Source organism: Acidimicrobiales bacterium (assembly GCA_035630295.1).
Classification (GTDB): Bacteria; Actinomycetota; Acidimicrobiia; order Acidimicrobiales; family Iamiaceae; genus Iamia.
This window is the reverse complement of the sequence record DASQKY010000034.1, coordinates 1-23,932: the sequence shown is the minus strand read 5'-3', so window position 1 is coordinate 23,932 and position 23,932 is coordinate 1. Positions and strand designations below refer to the sequence as shown.

The window sequence follows — 23,932 nt, the reverse complement described above, 5'->3', positions numbered from 1 at the left end:
CGCCTAGCCACGGCCGGAGAACAGGGACAGGGCCTGCACGAAGGGGACGGCGATGAAGATCACGCCGGGGACGAGGGTGGCCACGGTGACCGGGATCCAGACCTGCTGGCCCCGCCGCTCGACCCGCTCGACCAGCTCCCGCTGGACGTCGCGGCGGATGGCCCGGGCCTCCTCGCTGATGAGGCGGCCCAGGTCGCTGGCCTCCTGGTTGAGGGCCAGGACGTGCACCAGGCGGTCGACGGCGTCGACCCGGGCGATGGCCGCCCACTCCAGCAGGGACTCGGTCTCGCTCAGGCCCTGGCGCATCCGGCCCACGGCCCGGGCCAGGTCCTGCCCGCAGGCTCCGCCCGATCGCTGGGCCACCCGGCTGAGGGCGCCGGAGAGGGAGAAGCCGGCCGAGAGGAGGAGGCCGATCTGCTCGCTGACCACCGGCAGCTCCAGGAACAGGCGGCGTTGCCAGCGGGCCGACGCCGTCGCCACCTGCTGCTCGAGCACCAGGAAGGCCAGCAGCGGGACGCCCAGCACGGCCAGCAGGCCCAGGGTCGGGGGCGGGTCGAGGGCCACGGTGGCCAGCCCGCCCAGGCCGAAGGAGGCCACGGCCCAGCCCAGCTGGCGGACCCGGAAGGCGGTGACGTCGAGGGGCGAGTGGGTGCGGGCCAGGCGCAGGCCCAGGTCCTCGCGCACGCCGAGGAGACGCCCGGCCCGGTCACCCACCTGGCGCGACAGGGGGCCCACCACGTCGCGGAAGCTCTCCAGGGACAGCAGCCCGGCCCGCGGCGCCGGGGCCATGCCGCCCGGCGTGTAGGGCCGGAGGCGTTCGGTGAGGGGGCGGCGGGCGAACCACCGGTGGCCGGAGAGCAGCAGGGTGGCGCCGACCCACAGCACCAGGCCCGAGAGCGTCAGCGGCCTCACGAGGCGAACACCCTCTCCTCGTCGGGGAGGCGCATGATCGCCCCGGCCCACGCCCAGCAGGCCACGGTGAGGGCGATGGCCACCACCACCGCCCCCTGGCCGGCACCGGTCCGGTAGGCGGCCCGGCCCTCGCCCACCGACATGCCGGCGGCGGCCATGCCCAGGGGCACGATGAGCACGAAGCGGCGGGCGAAGCGGACGCCGGCCTGGCGGGCCCGGGCGTCCTTGCGGCCCTGGACGTCCTGGATGCGGTCCTCAACCAGGTCGCGCAGGCGCCGGTCGAGGTCCGAGCCGCCCACCTGGTGGGCCACCAGCAGGGTCTCGCAGGTGGCATCGGCAGTGGGATCGGCCAGGTGCTCCTTGAGCACGGCGACGGTCCGGGCGAAGTCGGTCGACACCAACCACTCGCGCTGGGCCGCCTCGAAGGCGGGCCGCATCTCCACCGGTCCCCGCCGGCCCGCCTCGAACAGGGCCTGGGGCACCGACCGGCCCAGGGAGGCGGTGAGGATGCGGATCTCCTCGATGAGCCGCGGCCACGCCTCCTGGGCCACCGCCCGGCGGGCCCGGCGCCGGTCGCGGTGGCCGCTCACCGGGAAGGACCCGGCGAACAGGGCCACGGCCAGGGCCGGCAGCGGGGCGCCGAAGACGGCGTAGCCCAGGGCCGCCCCGACCAGGGCCAGGACGGCGACCACGGCGCCGAACTCCAGGGGCCGGACGCCGTCCAGCCCGGCCTGGGCCAGCCATTCCTGCGGCCCGCGCCGGCCCGACCCCCGCCCCCCGCCCGGCCGGGGCCCGGGCCCGAGGCCGGACCAGCGCAGGGCCACCGCGGTGTACAGCAGGTGCACGCCGTAGGCGCCGGCCACGGCCAGGAGGAGGCCGGCCGGGCCGCTCACCGACCGCTCCCGAGGAGGGCGGGGGCCGCCGGGGCGGCACCCGGGGGGGCCGGCGGCAGGCCGGGCCCGTCGTCGAGGAGGGCCCGCAGGTCGAAGCCGGCGTCGCGGAGGGGGCCCTCCAGCCGCTGGGGGAGCTGGCCCGTCCACCGCAGCGGGCCGTCGATCCCGCCCCGGCGGAAGACGTCGGTGACGGTGAAGGCGGCGCTGTCGGGGCTGGCGGCCATGTCCTCGACGGCGATCACCTCGGTGACCCGGGGGCCGGCGGGGGTGCGGGCGCAGTGGACCACCACGTCGATCGCCTCGGTGACGAGGCTGTTGAGGGCGGGTAGGGGCAGGTCGCTCTCCGAGAGCTGGCACACGAAGCGGAGCCGGGAGAGGGCCTGGCGGGCGGAGCCGGCGTGGATGGTGGTGAACCCCTTCACCCCCGACGACAACGTGAGGAGGAGCGGCAGGGCCTCCCGGTCCCGCACCTCGCCCACGATGGCCACGTCGGGGGCCATGCGGAGGAAGCCGGCGACCAGGCGGCGGAGGTCCACCGCCGGGCGGTCGGGCCGGGCCGGCCGGGTCTGGAGGGCGGCCACGTTGGGCAGGGGGATGCTGATCTCCAGCACCTCCTCGGCGGTGACGACCCGCAGGTGGGGGTCCAGCTCGGCCGCGCAGCAGGAGAGCATGGTGGTCTTGCCCGAGCCGGGGGCGCCGGCCACCACCATCGACAGGCGGGAGCGGACGCAGGCGGCGAGGAAGGCGGCGACGGGGCGGGAGAGCATGTCGCGGGCCACGAGCTGGTCGAGGTCGTGGAACACCACGCCGGTGAACTTCCGGATGTTGGCCATCACGTGGCCGCCCCGGGCGATGTCCTGGTGGACGATGTGGAGCCGGCTGCCGTCGTCGAGCTGGGCGTCCTGCAGGCCCTCGGCCGGGTCCAGGGTGCGGTGGGCCCCGGAGGCGTCGTCGAGGACCTTGGTCAGGGTGCGCACCACGTGGGCGTCGTCGTGGAAGACCTCGTCGTGGTAGCCGGAGGGCCCCTGGTGGCGCTTGACGAAGATCTCGTCGGGGGCGTTGATCATGACCTCCCACACGTCGTCGTCGGCGAGCAGGGGCTCGAGGGGGCCGTACCCGCACAGGTTGCGATGGGCCCGCTCGGTGACGGTGCCCGGGTCGGCCAGGTCGAAGGCCCGCAGGCCCCGCTTGAAGTCGCTCGACCAGCGCGCCACCTCGTCCTCGACCAGGCCCCGGAGCCGGGCGCGGCCGTCGAGGCCGCCCATGTCGAGGGCGATGCCCTGGGCCCGATCCAGGACGGCCCGCTCGATCTCGACCAGGGGGGAGACGTCGGTCATCCGGCCGCCTCCTGCTCGGCCCAGCGGCCGAGCGAGCCGGCGGCCACGGGCACCGGGCCGCCGGCCGGCGCCGGGAGCGGCCCGACGGCGACCAGGACGTGGGCCACGGCGCCGGCGACGGGGGCGGCCAGGCCGCGGGGGAGGGGCGCCCCGTCGCGCAGCAGGTCGTCGAGGCCCCGTCGCTCGGTCAGGTGGACGGGCCCCACCACCGGCGGGCCGGCCCGGCCCCGCCCCGACAGGTCGGCGAAGCTGCGGCCCATCTCGGCCCGGCCCCGGGCGGCGCGGGCCGACCGGTTGACCACGGCGACGATCCGTTCCGGGTCCACACCGTGGTCGCGCAGCCGGTCGACGGTGCGCACCAAGGCGTGCAGGCCCTTCACCCCCGGCGTGCCCACCGCCACCACGGCGTCGGCCTGGGCCACGGTGGTCCGGGCCATCACGTTGCGCTCCTCGACCTCCACCGAGCCGCACTCGGCCTCCCCGTCGAGGTCGGCGTCGACGTCGGCCACCACCGCGTCGTAGGCCGCCCGCAGGCCGGCGAGGGCGGCGGCGAAGCTGCGGGGCTTCAGCACCGCCCAGTCGCGGTGGCGCCGGAGCCCGAGGAGGAGGTCGTAGCCCCGGCTGACCACCTCGAAGGTCAGGCCGCGGACCTCGGCCGGGGCGGGCCGGCCGGCCCGGTGGGCCTCCACCAGCTCCTGCACGCCGGGCACGATGTCGCGGGCGTCGTGGAGCATGGCCTGATCGGCGTCGAGGCAAAGGTCGGCCAGCACCACGGCCCGCCCGGCCGCCGGTTCGGCCAGGGCCTGGGCCAGGGCCATGGCCACCGTCGAGGTGCCGGCACCGCCCGCCCCGGTCACCGCCACCAGGGGCCCGGCCGCGGTCGGGGTGTCGGCCGCGGTGGGTGCGTCGCCCACAGGCAGGTGGGTGGCGGCGCCGATGAGCCGGCTGTGGTCGCCGAGGGCGGCGACGAGCTGGTCGCGGGTCATGTCGGCGGGCAGGACGGCCGTCGCCCCCAGGGCCAGCCACCGGTCGTCCCCGGTGCCGTCGACCACCAGCACCGACACCCGCTGGCGGGAGGCCACGTCGAGCAGGTCGCGGTCGACGGCGCCGGAGCGGGCGTCGACCAGCACGCTGGAGAAGGGCCGGCCGCTGGTGAGCCGGACCCGGAGCTCCTCGACCGACATGCACTTGACGAACTCGGCCGGGAGCGAGCCGGCGGTGGCCCACCGGGCCACCTCGGTGAACCACGGCGACCGGGTCGTGCCCAGGCCCAGGAGGACGTAGCGCTCGCCCTCCATCAGCCCCCCGCCGCCCGGTCGGGGGCCCGGCTGGCCGCGGTGTCCCCGTCGAGGTCGGGGCGGTGGTCGGGGACGGTGCCGGGCGCCGCCGCCCCCGTGGTCCGGACCAGGGACACCGCCCCGCTCACGGCGGCGTTGATGACCCGTGAGCGCTCCTCGGCCGAGCGGATGGCCAGGATGACCTGGACCTGGTCGGCGGTGCCCAGCTCGGTGTCGCCCCCGTCCACCCCGACGACACCGGCCTCGGCGGCCAGGAGCCGGGTGGTGGCGGTGGTGTCGCTGCCGTAGGTGGCGAAGACCTGCACCGTGTCGCCCCGCTCCAGCACGCCGCCGTTGGCGGCCGCGGTGGGGACGGCCAGGGAGAAGGTGGGCACGGCGGCGTCGACACCGTCGGCCAGGCCGCCGGCCTGGACCAGCTCGCCCTCCGACAGGGGGCCGACGGCCACCGCCCCCAGCACCTGGGCCGGGGCGGTGAAGGCTCGGCCCCTGGTGCCGGCCGGGAGCTCGGCCGCCACCAGCTCGACATCGCCCTCGCTCAGCACCGTGCCCGGGGCGATGTCGCGGGCGGCCACCACGACCTGGTGGCCGGGGCCCCGCCCGGCGCCGGTGGCGGCGGCGAAGGTCCCGACCGCGGCCACGGCCACCAGGAGCCCGCCGACCACGGCCCGTCCGCCCGGCAGGCCCCGGCGGGGCCGGATGGGCCGCCCGCCGCCGTCCCCCGCCGGTCCCGCGCCGGGGCCGGGCCCGCCGGCCGGTCGGGGAGGGCGGATGTGGGTCGCGGTCACGGGGCTCCCTCGGGCGGCTGCGGGGGCCGATATGTACCGCCCGGTCACCGGCCGCCAAACCCCTTGGTGTGACATCGGTCAAGGATGCGGCCCGTCCGGGCGGGGGCCGTGAGGGCACGAGAGTGCCGGAGACGCCCCGGGGGTAGGGTGCGATCCGTGACCGAACCCCGGTGGCTGAGCACCGCAGAAGCGGCCAAGCGGCTCGGCGTCACGCCCCGGACCCTGTACCGGTTCATCGACTCGGGGCAGCTCCCGGCCTACCGGCTCGGCCGGGTCATCCGCCTGCAGGAGCAGGAGGTCGACGCCTTCATCCAGGCCTGCCGCATCGAGCCCGGCTCCCTGGAGCACCTGTACCCGGAAGCGGTGGCACCGGAGGGCGGCCCGGCCGAGGGCTGAGGGCGGGCCCGGGCTAGCGCGGCAGGGTCGCCTCGGCCACCGAGGCCAGGGGCACGTAGACGGTGGCACCGTCGTCGAGGCGGAGGGTCAGCACGTCCCGGCCGGCGGCCGCGAGGGTCCCGGCCCGCCCGGCGCCGTCCCGGCCCACGACCAGGATCCGGGGCCGGTCGCCGGCCACCACGGCCAGGGCCTCGGCCAGGGTCAGGTCCAGCGCTCGGGCCCGGTCCGAGCCGGCCACCGGCTGCCCCTCGGGCCGGACGGCGGCCACGGCGTCGTAGGGGAGCAGGACGTCGCCGGCCCCGGTTCGGAGGGCGGTGAAGTCCTCGCCCACCGCCCGCACCCGGCCCCGGTGGGTGCGGCCGCCGGGGCCGTGCACGGTCACCACGTCGGCCCGCTCGGCCAGGTCGAGCAGGACGCCGGCCAGCAGCGCCTCCTCGTCGGCGGCCTGGCGCAGCCACCGCTCACGGGCCCGGGCCGCGGCGGCGGCGTCGGCCCGGTGCTCGGCCAGGTGGCGGGTCAGGGCGGCCACCAGGTCGTCGCCGGCTCCGGCCTCGGGCCGCAGCCGGTCCTGGGCGTCCACGGGCCCGAACCTACCCCTCGGCGCCGGGCCCGGCCCGGGAGTCGGGGGCCCCACCAGGGCCGACCGGCGATGCCCTCGGGGGATGCGGGGCCGGGTGGCAGTAGGCTCGTCGCCGACCGTGCTCCGCGACTGCCGCGGGGTGGGCCGGTTCGGAGGACCGTGGCGTCGACCCAGGTGAAGATCAGCATCCCGGGGAACCACCTGATGACGCCCCTGCTCGGAGCGCACGACGAGCACCTCCGCCTCATCGAGGCCGCCTTCCCCGGCACCCAGGTGGTGGTGCGGGGCAACGAGGTGGCCATCGACGGCGACGAGGTGGGCCAGGTGGTCCGCCTCGTCGAGCAGCTGGTGGCCCTGCTCCAGCGGGGCCAGCCCCTCGACACCGTGACCCTGTCGCGCACCATCGACATGGTCCGGGCCGACGAGGACCCGGCCGAGGTGCTGAACGCCGAGGTCCTGCGATCGGGCCGGGGGCGCACCGTGCGGCCCAAGACGGCGGGCCAGAAGCGCTACGTCGACGCCATCCGGGCCAACGTGATCACCTTCGGCCTGGGCCCCGCCGGGACCGGCAAGTCGTGGTTGGCGGTGGCCATGGCCGTCCAGGCCCTGCAGGCCAAGGAGGTCGACCGCATCATCCTGACCCGCCCCGCGGTCGAGGCCGGCGAGCGGCTGGGGTTCCTGCCCGGGGACCTGATGGCCAAGGTCGACCCCTACCTGCGGCCTCTGTACGACGCCCTCCACGACATGGTGGGCAGCGAGGGCTCGCAACGGCTGCTGGAGCGCGGCGCGGTCGAGGTGGCGCCCCTGGCCTTCATGCGGGGCCGCACCCTGAACTCCAGCTTCATCATCCTGGACGAGGCGCAGAACACCTCGCCGGAGCAGATGAAGATGTTCCTGACCCGCATCGGCTTCGGGTCCCGGGCCGTGGTCACCGGGGACACCACCCAGGTCGACGTGGCCGGCGGGCGCAGCGGCCTGGACGGGTTGCAGGGCGTGCTGGAGCCCATCGACGGCCTGGCCTTCGTGCACCTCGACCGGCGGGACGTGGTGCGGCACCGCATCGTCTCCGACATCGTCGACGCCTACGACCGGGCCGCCGCGCTCGGGACCGACCGTCGCCGGTGATCCGCCGGCCGGGGCCCGCCCCGACCTCCCCGCCGCCCGACCGCCTGCCCCCCGCCCCCGGGCCGGAGCCGGACGCCCCCCCTGCCGGCGTGGAGGTGGCGCTGGCGGTGGACTGCGACGAGGACGTCGACGGCCCCCGCTGGACCGGCCTCCTGGCCGCCGTCCTGGCCGACGAGGGGGCCGCCCCCGGCGCGCAGGCCGGCCTCAGCTTCGTCGCCCCGGCGGCCATGGCCGAGCTGAACGCCGAGCACCTGGGCGGCACCGGGCCGACCGACGTGCTGGCCTTCCCCGTCGACGGGCTCGGCGGCCCCGGCACCGGCCCCGGGGGCCCGCCGGCGGTGGTGGGCGACGTGGTGATCTGCCCGGCCGTGGCCGCCGCCGGTGCCGCCGACCACGCCGGCACCGTGGAGGACGAGCTGGCCCTCCTGGTGGTGCACGGGGCCCTCCACCTGCTGGGCCACGACCACGCCGAGGCCGGGGAGCGGGCGACCATGCAGGGCCGGGAGCGGACCCTGCTGGCGGCCCACCACGGCCCCCTGGCCGCGGACCCGTGGGCCGAGCGGCCGGGGGAGCGGTGAGCACCGGCGAGCTGGCCCTGCTGGCCGCCCTGGTGGTCCTGCTGCTGGGGCTGGTGTTCCTGGCCCTGGCCGAGACGGGCCTGACCCGCATGACCCGGGCCCGGGCCACCGCCCTGCGGGACGAGGGCCGCAAGGGGGCGGCGTCGCTGATGTGGCTGGTGAGCCACCCCGAAGACTTCATCAACCCGCTGTTGCTGGTGGTGCTGGTCGTGCAGTCGGTGCAGACGGCGCTCACCACCCTGCTGGCCGAGGAGCTCTTCGGCGGGGCCGGCGTGGCCGTCGGCCTCTTCGTGAACGTGGTGGTGGTGTTCGTTCTGGCCGAGGCCGCCCCCAAGACGTGGGCCGTCCAGCACCCCGAGTCGGCGGGCCTGGTGGCGGCCCGGCCGGTGCGGGCCCTGGCCCGGTTCTGGCCCCTGCGGCTGGTGTCGCGGGGCCTCATCGGGCTCACCAACGTGGTGCTGCCGGGCCGGGGCCTGGAGAAGGGCCCGTGGGTGTCCGAGGACGAGCTGCTGGCCTTCGCCGAGGAGGCCGAGGAGTCCGAGGCCATCGACCCCGAGGAGCGGGTCCTGATCCGCCGCATCCTGGAGTTCGGCGACACCATCGTGCGCTCGGTGATGATCCCCCGCACCGACATGGTGGGCGTGCCGGCCGACTTCCGGGCCGTCGACGTGATGGAGGTCGTGTTGCTCAACGGCTACAGCCGGGTGCCGGTCTACGACCGGGAGAAGGGCGTGGACGACGTGGTCGGGTTGGTCTACGCCCGCGACCTCATGCGGGTCGAGCGCGACGGGCGGGGCGGCGAGCCGGTGGCCGACCTGATGCGGGAGGCCCGGTTCGTGCCCGAGACCAAGCGGGTGGCCGAGCTGCTGAGGGAGATGCAGGCCGAGCAGTTCCACATGGCCATCGCCGTCGACGAGTTCGGCGGGACGGCCGGCCTGGTCACCCTGGAGGACCTCATCGAGGAGCTGGTGGGAGAGATCGTGGACGAGTTCGACGTGGAGGATGCCCGGGTGGAGCCCCTGCCCGGCGGCGACTTCCGGGTCAACGCCCGCCTGACCATCGACGACGCCGAGGACCTGCTGGGCATCCACCTGCCCGAGGGGGGCGACGTCGACACGGTGGGCGGCGTGCTCATACAGGCCCTGGGCCACGTGCCCGCCGAGGGCGACGAGGTCGAGGTCGAGGGGGTGCGGCTGCGGGCCGAGCGGGTGCAGGGCCGGCGGGTCCTGCGGGTGCGGGTCATCCCGCCCCGGCCGGCGCTGCCCGGCCCCCACGACGACGGGCGCCGGGAGGCCCGGTGAGGTCGGGGTTCGTGACCATCGTGGGCCGGCCCAACGTGGGCAAGTCGACCCTCCTCAACCGCATCCTGGGCACCAAGGTGGCCATCACCTCGGACAAGCCCCAGACCACCCGCTCCCAGGTCCGAGGCGTGCTCCACCTCCCCCCGGGGGCGGGGGGCGACCCCGACGGCGGCACCCAGGTGGTGTTCGTCGACACGCCGGGGATCCACAAGCCCCGCACCCCCCTGGGCGCCCACCTCAACGACACCGCCACCTCGGCCCTGGCCGACGTGGACGCCACCGTCCTGGTGGTGGACGCCACGGCCAAGGTGGGCCCCGGCGACCGCTTCGTGGCCGCCCGGGTGCCCCGCGACACCATCGTGGTGGTCAACAAGGTCGACGCCGCCGGCCGCGACCAGGTGATGGTCCAGCTGGCCGAGGTCGGGGCCCTGGACCTGGGGGAGTACGTGCCCGTCTCGGCCCGCACCGGCGAGGGGGTCGACGTGCTCCTGGGGCTGCTGCTGGCCCGCATGCCCGAGGGCCCGCCGTACTACCCGGAGGAGGTGGTGCGCGACTCGCCCGAGGAGGTGTGGGTGGCCGAGCTGGTGCGCGAGCAGCTCCTGGCCGTCACCCACGACGAGGTGCCCCACTCCATCGCCACCCGGGTCACCGAGTGGGACTGGCCCCGGGTGAGGGTGGAGATCCTGGTCGAGCGCGACTCGCAGAAGGGCATCGTCATCGGGCACCGGGGCTCGGTGCTCAAGGAGGTCGGCACCCGGGTGCGGGCCCAGATGCCCGAGGGGGCCTACGTGGAGCTGGCCGTGAAGGTCGACAAGGACTGGCAGCGCCGCCCCGAGTCCTTCCGTCGCCTGGGCTTCTGAGCGCGGGCCGGCCGGTCAGCCGGTGATGTCGCGCAGGAAGGCCTCGGCCTCGGAGCGGTCCTTGGTGCGGCGCATGGGGGGCAGGGCCCGGACCAGGTCCCAGCGGTAGCGGGCCCGGGCCAGGCGGGGGTCGAGCACCGCCACCACGCCCCGGTCGGTGGCCGAGCGGATGAGGCGGCCGGCCCCCTGGGCCAGCAGGGTCGCCGCCCGGTCCAGGTCGACCAGGCGGAAGGCCTCGCCCCGGGCTGCCTCCCGCCGGGCCTGGACCAACGGCTCGTCGGGGCGGGGGAAGGGCAGCCGGTCGATGGTGACCAGGGACAGGGTCCGGCCCGGCACGTCGACCCCCTGCCAGAACCCCAGGGTGGCGAACAGGCAGGTGGGCTCGTCGTCGGTGAAGTCGCGGATGAGGGCCGGCTTGGGCTTGTCCCGCTGGGTCAGGACCGGGACCGACAGGCGGGGCCGCAACACCTCCACCGCGGCGTCCATGGCCCGGTACGACGTGAACAGGGCCAGGGTCCGGCCTCCGGCCGCTTCGATGAGGGCGGCCAGCTCGGCGTGGACGGCGGCGTCGAAGGTGGGCTGGCGGGGGTCGGGCAGGTGGGCGGCGCAGTAGAGGAGGCCGTGGGCCTCGTGGTCGAACGGGCTGCCCACGTCGATCTGGTCGACCCGGTCGGGGGGCAGGCCCAGGCGGGCCACCGCCGCCGGGGGCACGGTGGCGCTGGTCAGCACGGCGGTGGTCTCGCCCCACAGGCGCTCGGCCAGGGTGGGCCCGACGTCCACCGGCGCCAGCCGCAGCGACGGCGCAGCCTCGGGCCCCTCCACCCAGGCCACGTGGCCGGGCGGCACCTGGCGCACCGCGTCCAGCTCGTCGGCCAGGGTCCCGGCCGTCTTGGCCGCCCGGACGGCCTTGGCCGAGGTGTCGTCCCCCCGGTCGGTGGGCACCCCCTTGAGGGCGGCCAGGAAGCCGTCGACGGCGATGCGGGCTGCGGCCACCGCCTCGGCGATCTCCGGCTCCAGGGCGCCGCGCAGGCGCCGGCCCACGTGGTCGGCCAGGGCCAGGGCCAGGGTCACGCCGGCGGCCTCCACCGCGTCGGTGGCCGGGGGGTCCTCCAGCACCGAGCGGCCGGTCCGGGCCAGGGCCGCGAAGCGGCCGGCGGTGAGGTCGACGCCGAAGGTGGACGACACCACGTCCTCCAGCTGGTGGGCCTCGTCGATGATGACCACGTCGTGCTCGGGCAGCACGGCCCCGCCGGTCTCCAGGTGCAGCCCGTAGAGGTGCAGGTTCACCACCACCACGTCGGCCTCGCCCGCGGCCCGGCGGGCGGCCTCGGTGAAGCAGACCTCCCCCCGGGGGCAGCGCTGGGCCCCCGGGCACTCCCGGGCTCCCACGCTCACCGCGGCCCACGCCGCCGGGGACGGCTCGACCGGCAGCTCGGCCCGGTCCCCGGTGAGGGTGGTGGCGGCCCAGGCCCGGAGCTGGCCCAGCTCCTCGGCCGGGGCCCGGTCGGCCAGCCCGTCGAGGGAGAGCTGCTCGCCGGCGGCGTCGATCTCGCCCAGGCGCTGCCGGCACACGTAGTTGGACCGGCCCTTGAGCACGGCGTAGGTGAGGGTGCCGCCCAGTTGCTCGGCCAGGAAGGGCAGGTCCTTGCCGGCCAGCTGGTCCTGGAGGGCCTTGGTGGCGGTGGCCACCACCACCGGCCGCCCGGAGAGGGCGGCGGGGACCAGGTAGGCCAGCGACTTCCCGGTGCCGGTCCCGGCCTGGACCAGGAGGTGGCGGCCGGTGGCCACGGCCCGGGCCACGGCCTCGGCCATGGCCTGCTGGCCGGGGCGGTCCTCGCCCCCGCCGGGGAGGGCGGCGGTGGCCCGGGCCAGGAGGTCGAGGGTGGCGTTGGGGGAGGGCGCGGTGGCTTCGGCCACGTCAGTCGCCCTCGGGGTGGTCGGGGACCGGGGCGACGGCTCCGCCCCGGTCGGCCTCGACCGGGACCTCGCCCTCGAACCGGGGGGCCTTGATCTCCAGGGTCGTGACGCCGTGGTCCTCCTCCCAGCGCACGGCGTTGAGGGCCGAGGCGTAGACGATGAGGCGGGAGAACAGGGTGAGCCAGGCCAGGATGGCGAAGACGACGCCCAGGGGCCCGTACAGCGACGACGACGAGGCCACCATGCGGGGCACGGCCACCGTGGCCGCCAGCTTGAGCACCTCGAGGCCGAGGGCCCCGGCCACGGTGCCGGGGAGCAGCGCCTGCCACCCGGCCCGGCGGTCGCCCAGGATCCAGAACGTCCACAGGAAGAAGGCCAGCTCCAGGGCCAGGCCCAGGGCGACCAGGGCGGCCGAGGTGACCGGGCGGGGCACCGCCTCGGGCGTGTGGTTGAGGAGGGCGCCGGCCCCCACGGCCCCGGCGAAGGTGACGGCTCCGCCGAGCAGCCACACCAGGCCGACCAGCTTGGACCGGAGGCCCTCCACCTTGCGTTGCCACGGGGTGCGGACGGCCAGCGCCACCGCGGTGGTGACCCCCAGGCTGCTCCACAGCAGGCCGGCCACGCCCACGATCGACGCGGCGCGCCGGCTGTCCTGGGCGGTGGCGATGGCGTCGCGGACCTGCTCGGCGGCCTGGCCGGAGAGGCCCAGGCCGTCGACGATGTCGTCGCTCACGGTGGCGTCGCCCGAGGCCAGGAAGCCGACCACGGCGATGGCCACCAGGACCAGGGGGAAGACGGCCACGAAGAACATCACCGTGGCCGCCGAGGCGGTGGCCCCCCCGTTGGTCTCGCCCACCCGCTGGTGCACGGTCAGGGCGGTCCCCAGCCACGGCCACCGCTCCGCCAGGGCCCGCAGCCGTTCCATGTCCGCACGCTAGGGGAGCGCACCCCCGGTACCGTTCGTCCCGTGAGCCGCGACGGCACCGACGCCCAGGGCCTGTACCGCGACCACGGTGTGGTGCTGCGCACCTACAAGCTGGGCGAGGCCGACCGCATCGTGGTGCTCATGACCGAGCACCACGGCGAGGTGCGGGCCGTGGCCAAGGGGGCCCGGCGGACCAAGAGCCGCTTCGGGGCCCGCCTGGAGCCCCCGACCCACGCCGTCGTGCAGCTCTACCACGGGCGGAGCGAGCTGGACACCGTCACCCAGGCCGACACCGTCGACCACTTCCGGGCCCTGCGCGACGACCTGCAGGGCCTGGGCCGGGCCATGACCATGCTGGAGGCCACCGACCAGGTGGCCCTCGAGCGGGAGCCCAACGCCGCCCTCTACCGGCTGCTGGTCGGCGCTCTGCGCACGCTGGCGGCCCGCCCGTCGCCCCTGGTGGTGGCCGGGTTCCTGTGGAAGCTGCTGGCCCTGGAGGGCGTGGCGCCCGTCCTCGACCACTGCGTGGTGTGCGGCGCCCCCGACCGGCTGGTGGCCTTCGACCTGTCCGAGGGGGGCGCCGTGTGCCGGGACGACCGGCGGGGCCAGCCCCTCTCGCCCCCCGCCCTGGCCCTGCTGCGCGACGTGCTCGGGGGCCGGCTGGGGGCCGCCCTCGACGCCCCGGTCACCCCGGCCACCGCCGAGGTCGACCGCCTGGCCGTGCGGGCCGTGGAGCACCACCTGGAGCGGCGCCTCCGCTCGGTCGGGGTCCTCGACGGGGCCTGAGCGGGGGACGCCGGCCGGGGGGGCGACCCGGCGCCGAAGCCCCGGCGGCGTCGTCCGGGTCCGGCGCCGTGGGGCAAGATGGGCCCCGCCGAAGAGCGGGCGGAGCCCGCAGAGGAGGCCACATGAGCGACGACGAGACGCCGAGGAGCCCGGCCGAGGAGACCACCGTCTTCGCCCCCGGGACGTTCCTCCCCCCGGGCGGGCCGGCCCCCGACCCGACGGCCGGCACCCCGCCGCCCCCACCCCCGCCACCGGCGGGCGCCCCTCCGCCGCCGCCCCCACCCCCGCCCCCACCCGGCGCCCCGCTCCCCCCGCCACCTCCGCCCCCCGGCGGGCCGCCCCCGCCTCCTCCCCCGCCACCGGTGGGCGCCCCTCCGCCGCCCGGCGCGACGGCGTTCGGGACGCCCCCACCGGCCGGGGCCGCCTTCGGGGCCCCGTTCGCGCCCGGTCCCGGCTTCGGCGCCCCTCCGATGGCCCAGCCCGGCGTGCCGCCCGGCTACCAGCAGAAGGAGAAGCTGGTGGCCGGCCTCCTGGCCCTGCTCATCGGCAGCCTGGGCATCCACAACTTCTACCTGGGCAACACCGGCAAGGGCGTGGCCCAGCTGCTCATCACCGTCCTGTCCTGTGGCCTGCTGTGGATCGTGTCGTGGATCTGGTCGATCATCGAGGGCATCCAGATCTTCACCGGGAGCATCAACACCGACGCCAACGGCGTGCCGCTGAAGGGCTAGGTCCCGTCCTCCGAGCGGGGAGGCCTGCCCCAATCGATGCGTTCGGGGCCTCCGCGTGCGAGACTTCCCGCCGTCCACCACCGACATCCTGAGGATCGCCGATGAGCAACGTCCCGCCTCCCCCCCCGCCGTCGGGCGGCCAGGGCCCCCAGGGGCCGTCTTCCGCCCCCGGCGCCCCGCCCTCCTCCGGGGGCTACAGCGCGCCCGGCGGCCCGTCCCCGGCCCCCCTCGGTGGGGCCGCCGACAGCGGCGGGATCCTCTCGCCCCGCTGGATGGTCACCACCGGCCCGCCGGCCGGGTGGGAGCCGAAGCAGAAGATGGTGGCCGGCATCCTCGGCATCCTGCTGGGGAGCATCGGCGTGCACAGCTTCTACCTGGGCAACGCCAAGAAGGGCATCATCCAGATCGTCGCCATGGTCCTCACCTGCGGGATCCTCGGCATCTGGGGCTTCATCGAGGGGATCATGATCCTCATCGGCAACATCAAGACCGACGCCTACGGGGTCCCGCTGACCGAGTAGGTCACCCGGTGATCTGAGGCCCGGGCACCGGCTGCGGCCGGTGCCCGTGTCGCGCCCGGGCTCAGGTGCGCTGGCAGGTGGGGCACCAGGTGGTGCCCCGGCCGTCGACCACGGCCCGGCGGAGCAGGGCCCCGCAGCGGGGACACGGCCTCCCGGCCCGGCCGTAGCAGGCCAGCGCGTCCTGGTGGCGGCCCGGCTCGCCGGTGACGGTGCGGTAGTCCCGGAGGGTCGTGCCCCCGTTGGCCAGCCCGGCGGCCAGGACGTGGCGCACCGCGGCGTGCAGGCGCTCGGCCCGCGACGGCCCGACCCGCCGGGCCCCGGGGTGGATGCCGGCTCGCCACAGCGCCTCGTCGGCGTAGATGTTGCCCACGCCGGCCACCACCCGCTGGCCCAGCAGCTGGGTCTTGACCCGGGCCCGGCTCCGGGCCAGGGCCCGCCACAGGCCCTCGGGGGTGAAGTCGGGCCCGAACGGCTCCGGCCCCAGCGCGGCCAGGGTCGGCAGGCTGCGGTGGTCGCCGTGGGGCACCACGGCGATGCGGCCGAACCGGCGCACGTCGCGGTAGGTGAGGTGGCCGCCGTCGTCCAGCTCCCACCAGGCCCGGGTGTGGGGGTCGTCGCGGGCCAGGTCGGGGCCGAGCTGGCCGGTCATGCCCAGGTGCACGACCAGCTCGCGCCGCCCGGCACCGGCGTCGGTGCCGGCCGCCGGCTCCAGGTCGACCAGCAGGTACTTGCCCCGGCGGCGCACGCCCTCGACCCGGTGGCCGATCGCTCCGGGCGCGGCCGAGAACTTGGCCGACGGGTGGGCCCGGGCCGCGGTGACCAGCCGGCCCCGCAGGAGGGGGTCGAGGGCGGCACGGATGGTCTCGACCTCGGGGAGCTCGGGCACCGCCCCAACCTAGGTACCATCGCCGGGAGCCCGGGAGGTTCCCCTGCCCCCTCCGACCGATCCCGCAGGCCCGCCGCCCCTCGGGGGGCCGGTCGGCGTCGAGGCCACGCTGGTGCCGGTCGCTCCGGTCGACGGGCAGGCGGCGGCGGTGGCCGCGCTCGTGACCGTGCCGGTCGAGCGGTGGACCCGGGCCCTGCGGGAGCGGCTCGAGCTGTTCCTCCGGGCCCAGCTCGACGGCGAGCGGGTGGAGGTGGCCCTGTCGATCGGCGGGGGCTCGCCGGCGGTGACGGCCCGGGTGGTGGTCCACCTGCCGGCCGGGGCCCCGGTGCCCGACGACCTGGACGGCGTGGCCCGTGAGGTGCGGGCCCTGTGTCGCTCGTGGGACGAGCAGCTGGCCGGCGCCCTGGCCGAGCAGGCCGACCCCCCCGTCGAGGACCCCGGGGGCCTGGCCGACCGGTGGTCGGCCCGCACCCCGGAGGCGTATCGCGACGCGGTGACGGCCCGCGACGCCGTGCCCGACGTGGTCCACCTGGAGGCGCTGTCGGGCCACCCCGGCCCGCCCGGCCGGCGCCTGGTGGTGTGGTTCTCGCCCCGCCGGGCCCCGGCCGCGCCGGACCGCATGGGCCTGGTGGCCGACCGGGCCATCGAGCTGTCCCGGCTCCTGCCGGCCCTGGAGAGCCTCGACCTGTGGGTCACCGACGAGGCCCGGTGGGACGTGGGCGGCGGGCTGTGGCTGCACCACCTGGGCGTGAGGCTGCGGCCCCCGCCGGGTCGGGGCGGCCGGGCCGGCGACGTGCGCATCGACGGCCCGGAGGTGGCGGCCCGCCTGGCCGCCGCGGTCGAGGCCCTGCTGGCCGGCCGGGCCGACCAGGACGGCCTGAACCGGCTGGTGGCCCACGCCGGGCTGGCCTGGGACGACGTGACCGTCCTCCGGGCCTATCGCCGCTACCGCCACCAGGTCGACGTCCGCCACGACGAGGCCTACGTCGACGAGGTGCTGGTGGGCCACCCTGAGATCGCCCGCCTGCTGGTCGCCCTGTGGGAGGCCCGGAGCGCGGTGGGTGGCGGCGGTGACGACGGGGGGGACGACGACCGGGCCCGGCGGGCCGAGGAGGCCAGCCGGGCCGTGCAGCGGGCCTGCGACGACCTGGCCCGCCTCGACCACGACCGCATCCTGCGGGGCCTGGCCGGCACCATGGACGCCACGCTCCGCACCAACCGGGCCCTCCGGCCCGACGGGCCCCTGGCCCTCAAGCTCGACCCGTCGCGGGTGCCCGACGCCCCCCACCCCCGCCCGTACCGGGAGGTGTTCGTGGCCGGCCGCACCGTCGAGGGGGTCCACCTGCGGGCCGGGCCGGTGGCCCGCGGCGGCATCCGGGCCAGCGACCGCGACCAGGACTACCGGGCCGAGGTCCTGGACCTGATGCGCACCCAGGTGCTGAAGAACGCCCTGATCGTCCCCACCGGGGCCAAGGGGGGCTTCGTGGTGCGGGTCGACGACCCGGGCGACGGCACCGCGGTGGACCCCGAGGCCCGCCGGGCCCGGCTGCCCGAGGCCTACGACGACTTCGTGGGCGCCCTGCTGGACGTCACCGACGACGTCGACGGCGCCGGGATCCGGCCCGTGCCCGGCCGCTGGGACGGCGACGACCCCTACCTGGTGGTGGCGGCGGACAAGGGCACGGCCGCCTTCTCCGACCGGGCCAACACCATCGCCGAGGGCCGGGGCTTCTGGCTGGGCGACGCCTTCGCCTCCGGCGGGAGGCACGGCTACGACCACAAGGCCCTGGGCATCACCGCCCGGGGGGCGTGGGTGGCCATGGCCCGCCACCTCCGGGCCCTGGGCCTCGACGCCCAGCGGGACGAGGTGACGGTGGCCGGGGTGGGGGACATGTCGGGCGACGTGTTCGGCAACGGCCTCCTGCACTCCGACCGGCTCCGCCTGGTCGCCGCCTTCGACCACCGCCACGTCTTCCTGGACCCCGACCCGGACCCGGTGGCATCCTTCGCCGAGCGGCGCCGGCTCTTCGCCCTGCCCGGTTCCACGTGGGCCGACTACGACCCCGCGCTGCTCTCGCCGGGCGGGGGCGTCCACCCCCGCACGGCCAAGGCCGTGGCCCTCACGCCCGAGGTGCGGGCCGCGCTGCGGGTCGAGGCCGACCACCTCACCCCGGCGGCGCTGGTGCGGGCCGTGCTGTGCGCCCCGGTCGACGTCCTGTACTTCGGCGGCATCGGCACCTACGTCCGGGCCTCGGTCGAGGACGACGGCACCATCGACGACCGGGCCAACGCCGAGGTGCGGGTGACGGGACGGGACCTGCGGGCCCGGGTGGTGGGGGAGGGGGCCAACCTGGCCCTGACCCAGCGGGCCCGGGTGGAGGTGGCCCGCCGGGGCGGGCGCATCAACGCCGACGCCATCGACAACGCGGCCGGGGTCGACTGCTCCGACCACGAGGTGAACCTGAAGGTCCTGCTGGGGGCGGCCGAGGCGGACGGTCGCATCGATCGGGACGAGCGCGACCGCCTGCTGGCCGCCCACGCCGAGGACGTGGTGGCCGACGTGCTGGCCGACTGCTCGGCCCAGAGCGAGGCCCTGGACCGGGCCGAGCGGGCCTCGGCGGCCGATGCCGGCACCATGACCCCGGTGCTGGCCCGCCTGGTGTCCGACGGCGTGCTCGACCCCGACGTCGAGGCCCTGCCCGCCCCCGGCGAGGTCGAGGCCCGCCGCCGGGCCGGGGCCGGCTTCACCCGGCCCGAGCTGGCCGTGCTCCTGGCCGGCGTGAAGCGCCGGACCAGCGCCGAGCTGCTGGCCTCCGAGGTGCCCGACCAGCCGGCCCTGCGCCCGGCCCTGGCCGGCTACTTCCCGGCCCCGCTGGCCGAGCGCTTCGACGACCTGCTCGACGGCCACCGGTTGCGGCGGGAGCTGGTCGCCTCCGAGGTGGCCAACGACCTGGTCGACCACCTGGGCATGGCCGCCGTCGTGGCGCTGGCCGACGAGCTGGGCGTCGGGGCGGCCGAGGTGGCCCTGGCCCACTGGGTGGCCCGGTCGGTGGTGCGGGCCCCGGAGCGGTGGCGCACCCTGGCCACCCGCCGGGGGGCCACCGTGCCCGACCTGGCCCCCGACCCGGTCGACGGGGGAGACCTGCTGGCCGACCTGTTGCGCTCGCTGACCCGGGCCGAGCTGGTCCGCCGGCGCCGCCAGCAGCGGGCCGGGCGGGTGCCGGACCCGGCGGCCCGCATCGCCGAGGACCGGCCGGTGGCCGACGCCATCGTGGCCCACCTGGCCGACGACCCGGACCCGGCCCGCCGCCGGCAGCGGGCGGAGCTGGCCACCCGCCTGGTGGCCGGGGGGTTGGACGCCCAGGTGGCCGAGGCGGCGGCGGACGCCCCGGCCCTGGAGGTCGTGCCCGACGTGGCCGAGGTGGCCCGAGACCTGGGACGGGACCCCATCGACGTGCTCCGCGCCTTCCGCCGGGCCGCCGACACCCTCGGCCTCGACGACCTGTCCCGGCGGATCGACGGGGTGGCCCCGTCGGGGACGTGGTCCACCCAGGCTCGCCGGGGCCTGCTGGACGACGTGGTCGGCATCCGCCGGGAGACGGCCCGCCGGGCCCTGGCCGCCCATCCCGGGGCCGAGCCGGGGGCGGCGGTGGACGCCCACCTGGCCGGCAACCCGGCCGCCACCGCCGAGGCGGCCGCCGTTCGCCGCCGCCTGGCCACCGACCCCGACGCCGGTCTCGACGCCCTGTCCGTCGCCGTCCGAGCCACCCGCCGCGCCGCCCTCTGACCGGCCGGCGGCTCGGGCCCGGGCCCGGGATGGGCGGTACCCTGCCGGGCATGGCCACGTCCGACCTGTGGAGGATCCGTCCGGGGGCCGCGCTGGACCTGGACGCCGTCGACACCCGCGACCCGGTGGGGGCCCCGGGGTCGAAGGCGGCCACGGCCGAGGCCACCGCCGCGCTCACGGCCCGCCTGGCCGAGCTGCAGGAGCGGCTGTGGGCCGAGGGGCGGCGCAGCCTCCTGCTGGTGCTCCAGGCCCTCGACGCCGGGGGCAAGGACGGCACCGTCAAGCACGTGTTCAGGGGGGTCAACCCGGCCGGGGTGCGGGTGGCGTCGTTCAAGGCCCCGAGCGAGGTCGAGCTGGCCCACGACTTCCTGTGGCGGGTGCACCGGGAGGTCCCGGCCCGGGGTGAGATCGGCGTGTTCAACCGCTCGCACTACGAGGACGTGCTGGTGGCCCGGGTCGACAAGCTGGTCCCCGAGGACGTGTGGCGCCCCCGCTACGACGCCATCTGGGCCTGGGAGCAGCACCTGGCCGCCGAGGGGACGGCCATCGTGAAGGTGTACCTGCACATCTCCCGCCAGGAGCAGGCCGAGCGCTTCCAGGCCCGCGTCGACGACCCGTCCAAGCACTGGAAGATGCGCCTGGCCGACCTCGGCGTCCGCGACCGGTGGGACGACTACCGGGCCGCCTACACCGAGGCCATCGAGCGCACCACCACCGAGGGCTCGCCCTGGTTCGTGGTGCCCGCCGACCGCAAGTGGTACCGCAACTGGGCGGTGAGCTCGATCCTGGTCGACGCGCTGGAGCGGATCGACCCCCGGTACCCGGCCAGCCCCGACGACCTCACCGGCGTCGAGATCACCTGACCGGGGCGCCGCCGCCGGTCAGGCCGGGGCGTGGGGGTCCGGGAAGTGCGACAGCACGTCGACGGCGAAGCGCTCCAGGCCCTCGACCTTGGCCGCGAGGTCGTCGGTGAAGCCGTGGTAGTAGGCCCAGGGCATCGTGATGATGTCGGTGACGCCGGCCTCGGCGGCCCGCCCGAAGCCCTCGACGTCGACGGCGTCCTTCAGCGAGCAGATCATGGCGAAGGGCTCGTCGGCCCGGCCCTCGGCGGCCCGCTGCTCGTCGATGGCCCGCCGGGCCTCGGCCGCCCGTTCCAAGGTGATGTAGTCGGAGATCCAGCCGTCGTGGCGGGCGGCCCGGCGCAGGGCGGCGTCCGACACGCCCCCCACGTAGATGGGGACGGGCCCGGGCGGGGGCGGGTTCATCTCGAAGCGGGGCACGTCGTAGAACGGGCCGTGGTGCTCGACCACCTCGCCGCTCCAGGCGGCCCGGATGAGCTCCAGGGCCTCGTCGGCCCGGGCCCCCCGCTGGCGGAAGGGTTGCTCCAGCAGGGCGAACTCCTCCTCGCACCAGCCCATGCCCACCCCCAGGGCCACCCGGCCCCCGGTGAGCACGGCCGCGGTCGCCACCGCCTTGGCCGTGACGAACGGGTTCCGCATGGGCAGCACGTAGACGTTGGTGGTGAAGCGGAGCCGCTCGGTGGCCGCCCCCATGGCCCCGATGGCCACCCACGGATCGAGCCACGGGGTGCGCAGGTCCCACCGGCGCTGGCCGTCACGGGTGTAGGGGTAGGGCGTCGACAGCGTCTCCAGGTTGAGCACGTGGTCGGAGCAGGCCATGCCCCAGTAGCCGGCGTCGTCGGCCGCCCGGGCCAGGGGGACGTAGTGCTCGGGGGGCCCGTAGGCCATGCCGATGGTGAAGCGCACGGTGCCTCCTAGGCGTGGGTGCCGCCGTCGATGCGGATGATCTCGCCGTTGATGTGGGCCCCGTCGTCGCTGGCCAGCAGGGCGACCACGGAGGCCACCGCGGCCGGCTCGCCGGGCCCGACGGGCGACATGATGCGGGGCAGCAGGTCCCAGTCGGCGTCGGCCGGCAGGTCCAGGCCCTTGGTCATGGCGGTGCGGACGCTGCCGGGGGCGATGGCGTTGACCCGCACGCCCCGCTTGGCGTACTCCACGGCCAGGGTGTGGGTGAAGGCCGCCACCCCGCCCTTGGAGGCGGCGTAGGCGGCCATCCACGGGTGGCCGAAGGCGGCCGAGGTGGAGGCCGAGTTGACGATGGCGCCGCCGCCGTCCAGCAGGTGGGGGAGGGCGGCCCGGCACACCAGGAACGTGCTGGTCAGGTTGACCCGGATCACCTGGTCCCACAGCTCCAGGCTGTGCTCGGTGGTGTGGGCGGCCCGGAGGATGCCGGCGATGTTGGCCACCACGTCCAGCCCGTCGCCCCCCTCCACGGCGGCCGCCACCGCTCCCGCCACCGCGCCCTCGTCGGACACGTCGGCCCGGTGGGCGGTGACCGAGCCGGTGGCCTCGGCGGGCAGGGCGGCGATGGTGCGGGCCAGGCCCTCGCCGTCGAGGTCGACGGCCAGCACGGTGGCCCCCTCGGCGGCCAGGCGCAGGGCGGTGGCCGCCCCGATCCCGGAGGCGGCTCCGGTGACGAGGGCGCTCCGGCCGGCCAGCCGGGGCCCGGGCAGCGGGGTGGTGGGGGGCGACGGCTCGGCCACGGCCCGAGACTAGAACACGTTTCAGTTCGGTGAGGCGGCCCGTCCTCGGCCCGTCTGGGTGCCCTGCGGTCCGAGAGGTGCCCGGTCGAGCGGGTGGGCGGCGGGGTCGGTGGGGGTGGTGGCCGCTACGCTGCCGATGGGCCGGCCCGCGGGTCGGCCCGTGCAGGGCTGTGACGAGTGGGCCAGGTGGCTCCGGCCCGGCGACACCACCACCGCATGCTGCCGGCGCGAGCGCGCCGGCGTCGCCGTCCCGACGGAAGGAAGCTCCATGCCCCTCAACCCCGACGACTTCAAGGTCGCCGACCTCTCCCTGGCCGGCTTCGGCCGCAAGGAGATCCAGCTGGCCGAGCACGAGATGCCCGGCCTCATGACCACCCGGGCCGAGTTCGCCGACGCGCAGCCGCTGGCCGGGGCCCGCATCATGGGCTCGCTGCACATGACCATCCAGACCGCGGTGCTCGTCGAGACGCTCGTCGCCCTGGGGGCGGACGTGCGCTGGGTCAGCTGCAACATCTTCTCCACCCAGGACCACGCCGCGGCGGCCACCGTGGTCGGCCCCGACGGCACCGCCGACAACCCCCGCGGCGTCCCCGTCTACGCCTGGAAGGGCGAGACGCTGGAGGAGTACTGGTGGTGCACCGACCAGGCCCTGCGGTGGCCCGACGGCGGCGGGCCCAACATGATCCTGGACGACGGCGGCGACGCCACCCTGCTGGTCCACAAGGGCAAGGAGTACGAGGCGGCCGGCTCGGTGCCCGAGCCCACCGAGGACGACTCCGAGGAGTGGACCCTGGTCCTGGGCCTGCTGAAGGACAGCGTGGCCAAGGAGCCCCAGCGCTGGACCCAGGTGGCGGCCGGCATCAAGGGCGTGACCGAGGAGACCACCACCGGCGTTCACCGGCTCTACCAGATGTTCGAGAAGGGCGAGCTGGCCTTCCCGGCCATCAACGTCAACGACTCGGTGACCAAGAGCAAGTTCGACAACCTCTACGGCTGCCGCCACAGCCTGATCGACGGCCTCAACCGGGCCACCGACGTGATGATCGGCGGCAAGGTGGCCTTCGTCGCCGGCTACGGCGACGTGGGCAAGGGCTGCGCCCAGTCGCTGCAGGGCCAGGGGGCCCGGGTGATCGTGGCCGAGGTCGACCCCATCTGCGCCCTCCAGGCGGCCATGGAGGGCTTCCAGGTGGCCCGGCTGGAGGACGTGCTCGACACCGCCGACATCTTCATCACCACCACCGGCAACAAGGGCATCATCACCGCCGAGCACATGGCCCGGATGAAGCACCAGGCCATCGTGGCCAACATCGGCCACTTCGACAACGAGATCGACATGGCCGGCCTGGCCCGCATGAGCGACGTGCAGCGCACCGAGATCAAGCCCCAGGTCGACGAGTTCACCTTCCCCGACGGCCACTCGATCATCATGCTGGCCGAGGGTCGCCTCATGAACCTGGGCTGCGCCACCGGCCACCCCAGCTTCGTGATGAGCAACTCCTTCACCAACCAGACGATCGCCCAGATCGAGCTGTTCACCAAGACCGACGAGTACCCGATCGGCGTCTACACGCTGCCCAAGGTGCTCGACGAGAAGGTGGCCCGGCTCCACCTCGACGCCCTCGGCGTCAAGCTCACCAAGCTCACCCAGGAGCAGGCCGACGACCTCGGCGTCCCCGTCGACGGCCCCTACAAGTCCGACCACTATCGCTACTGAAATCCTGCATCCGGCCTGCGGATGTCACGGCTCCATG

Annotated in this window: 22 protein-coding genes; 11 read left to right on the top strand and 11 right to left on the bottom strand. The window is 76.3% G+C overall.

Annotated elements, in window-relative coordinates:
- Positions 1-3: 3 nt before the first annotated feature.
- The 5 genes from VEW93_08910 to VEW93_08890 are packed head-to-tail and all read right to left on the bottom strand — an operon-like array spanning position 4 to position 5,225.
- Positions 4-912 (bottom strand): type II secretion system F family protein, encoded by a 909-nt coding sequence (locus VEW93_08910; GenBank protein HYI61908.1) that lies wholly within the window; start codon positions 910-912, stop codon positions 4-6.
- On the bottom strand, positions 909-1,805 hold the full coding sequence (locus VEW93_08905) for a hypothetical protein (protein ID HYI61907.1): 897 nt from the start codon (positions 1,803-1,805) through the stop codon (positions 909-911). The genes VEW93_08910 and VEW93_08905 overlap by 4 nt, the downstream gene beginning before the upstream one ends.
- Positions 1,802-3,142, bottom strand: coding sequence for an ATPase, T2SS/T4P/T4SS family (locus tag VEW93_08900; protein ID HYI61906.1), 1,341 nt, complete (start codon positions 3,140-3,142; stop codon positions 1,802-1,804). The genes VEW93_08905 and VEW93_08900 overlap by 4 nt, the downstream gene beginning before the upstream one ends.
- Complete coding sequence (locus tag VEW93_08895) at positions 3,139-4,440, bottom strand: hypothetical protein (GenBank protein ID HYI61905.1); 1,302 nt, start codon at positions 4,438-4,440, stop codon at positions 3,139-3,141. Before VEW93_08895 ends, VEW93_08900 begins: the two co-directional genes overlap by 4 nt.
- The gene (locus VEW93_08890) at positions 4,440-5,225 is read right to left on the bottom strand and encodes an SAF domain-containing protein (protein ID HYI61904.1); all 786 of its coding nucleotides are present in this window, start codon (positions 5,223-5,225) and stop codon (positions 4,440-4,442) included. Before VEW93_08890 ends, VEW93_08895 begins: the two co-directional genes overlap by 1 nt.
- A gap of 156 nt (positions 5,226-5,381) precedes the next feature.
- On the opposite strand from VEW93_08890, the gene VEW93_08885 reads away from it, so the two are divergent.
- On the top strand, positions 5,382-5,621 hold the full coding sequence (locus VEW93_08885) for a helix-turn-helix domain-containing protein (protein ID HYI61903.1): 240 nt from the start codon (positions 5,382-5,384) through the stop codon (positions 5,619-5,621).
- Positions 5,622-5,634: 13 nt separating this feature from the next.
- On the opposite strand, the gene VEW93_08880 is transcribed toward VEW93_08885, so the two are convergent.
- Positions 5,635-6,201, bottom strand: a complete 567-nt coding sequence (locus VEW93_08880; GenBank protein ID HYI61902.1) for a hypothetical protein — start codon at positions 6,199-6,201, stop codon at positions 5,635-5,637.
- A 174-nt stretch (positions 6,202-6,375) separates the two neighbouring features.
- On the opposite strand from VEW93_08880, the gene VEW93_08875 reads away from it, so the two are divergent.
- The 4 genes from VEW93_08875 to era all read left to right on the top strand — a co-directional run bounded on the left by VEW93_08875 (position 6,376) and on the right by era (position 10,065).
- Entirely contained in the window at positions 6,376-7,326 is a 951-nt protein-coding gene (locus VEW93_08875; GenBank protein HYI61901.1) for a PhoH family protein, read from the top strand.
- An 89-nt stretch (positions 7,327-7,415) separates the two neighbouring features.
- On the top strand, positions 7,416-7,904 hold the full coding sequence (gene ybeY, locus VEW93_08870; protein HYI61900.1) for an rRNA maturation RNase YbeY: 489 nt from the start codon (positions 7,416-7,418) through the stop codon (positions 7,902-7,904).
- The gene (locus tag VEW93_08865; protein ID HYI61899.1) at positions 7,901-9,205 is read left to right on the top strand and encodes a hemolysin family protein; all 1,305 of its coding nucleotides are present in this window, start codon (positions 7,901-7,903) and stop codon (positions 9,203-9,205) included. Before ybeY ends, VEW93_08865 begins: the two co-directional genes overlap by 4 nt.
- A gap of 11 nt (positions 9,206-9,216) precedes the next feature.
- Complete coding sequence (era, locus tag VEW93_08860; protein HYI61898.1) at positions 9,217-10,065, top strand: GTPase Era; 849 nt, start codon at positions 9,217-9,219, stop codon at positions 10,063-10,065.
- A gap of 15 nt (positions 10,066-10,080) precedes the next feature.
- On the opposite strand, the gene VEW93_08855 is transcribed toward era, so the two are convergent.
- The gene (locus VEW93_08855; protein ID HYI61897.1) at positions 10,081-11,982 is read right to left on the bottom strand and encodes an ATP-dependent DNA helicase; all 1,902 of its coding nucleotides are present in this window, start codon (positions 11,980-11,982) and stop codon (positions 10,081-10,083) included.
- Between the two features lies 1 nt (position 11,983).
- A complete protein-coding gene (locus VEW93_08850) occupies positions 11,984-12,907 on the bottom strand; it encodes a YihY/virulence factor BrkB family protein (GenBank protein HYI61896.1) in 924 nt (307 codons plus the stop codon).
- Positions 12,908-12,949: 42 nt separating this feature from the next.
- On the opposite strand from VEW93_08850, the gene recO reads away from it, so the two are divergent.
- From recO to VEW93_08835, 3 genes are all read left to right on the top strand, one after another.
- Positions 12,950-13,693 carry a DNA repair protein RecO gene (gene recO, locus VEW93_08845; protein ID HYI61895.1) on the top strand — a complete coding sequence of 248 codons (744 nt, stop codon included), beginning with the start codon at positions 12,950-12,952 and terminating at the stop codon, positions 13,691-13,693.
- Between the two features lie 122 nt (positions 13,694-13,815).
- On the top strand, positions 13,816-14,424 hold the full coding sequence (locus VEW93_08840; protein ID HYI61894.1) for a TM2 domain-containing protein: 609 nt from the start codon (positions 13,816-13,818) through the stop codon (positions 14,422-14,424).
- Positions 14,425-14,525: 101 nt separating this feature from the next.
- Positions 14,526-14,945, top strand: coding sequence for a TM2 domain-containing protein (locus tag VEW93_08835; GenBank protein HYI61893.1), 420 nt, complete (start codon positions 14,526-14,528; stop codon positions 14,943-14,945).
- Positions 14,946-15,006: 61 nt separating this feature from the next.
- Here VEW93_08835 and mutM read toward each other — a convergent pair whose 3' ends face one another.
- Positions 15,007-15,831 (bottom strand): bifunctional DNA-formamidopyrimidine glycosylase/DNA-(apurinic or apyrimidinic site) lyase, encoded by an 825-nt coding sequence (gene mutM, locus VEW93_08830; protein ID HYI61892.1) that lies wholly within the window; start codon positions 15,829-15,831, stop codon positions 15,007-15,009.
- A 112-nt stretch (positions 15,832-15,943) separates the two neighbouring features.
- Between mutM and VEW93_08825 the strand changes: the two genes are divergently transcribed.
- Entirely contained in the window at positions 15,944-19,618 is a 3,675-nt protein-coding gene (locus VEW93_08825; GenBank protein ID HYI61891.1) for an NAD-glutamate dehydrogenase domain-containing protein, read from the top strand.
- 50 nt (positions 19,619-19,668) lie between these two features.
- Positions 19,669-20,481, top strand: coding sequence for a PPK2 family polyphosphate kinase (locus tag VEW93_08820; GenBank protein ID HYI61890.1), 813 nt, complete (start codon positions 19,669-19,671; stop codon positions 20,479-20,481).
- An 18-nt stretch (positions 20,482-20,499) separates the two neighbouring features.
- Here the strand turns inward: VEW93_08820 and VEW93_08815 are convergent, their stop codons facing one another.
- Positions 20,500-21,384, bottom strand: a complete 885-nt coding sequence (locus VEW93_08815; protein HYI61889.1) for a TIGR03619 family F420-dependent LLM class oxidoreductase — start codon at positions 21,382-21,384, stop codon at positions 20,500-20,502.
- Positions 21,385-21,392: 8 nt separating this feature from the next.
- Positions 21,393-22,181 carry an SDR family NAD(P)-dependent oxidoreductase gene (locus VEW93_08810; GenBank protein ID HYI61888.1) on the bottom strand — a complete coding sequence of 263 codons (789 nt, stop codon included), beginning with the start codon at positions 22,179-22,181 and terminating at the stop codon, positions 21,393-21,395.
- Between the two features lie 268 nt (positions 22,182-22,449).
- Between VEW93_08810 and ahcY the strand changes: the two genes are divergently transcribed.
- Positions 22,450-23,895 (top strand): adenosylhomocysteinase, encoded by a 1,446-nt coding sequence (gene ahcY, locus VEW93_08805; GenBank protein ID HYI61887.1) that lies wholly within the window; start codon positions 22,450-22,452, stop codon positions 23,893-23,895.
- Positions 23,896-23,932: the final 37 nt, after the last annotated feature.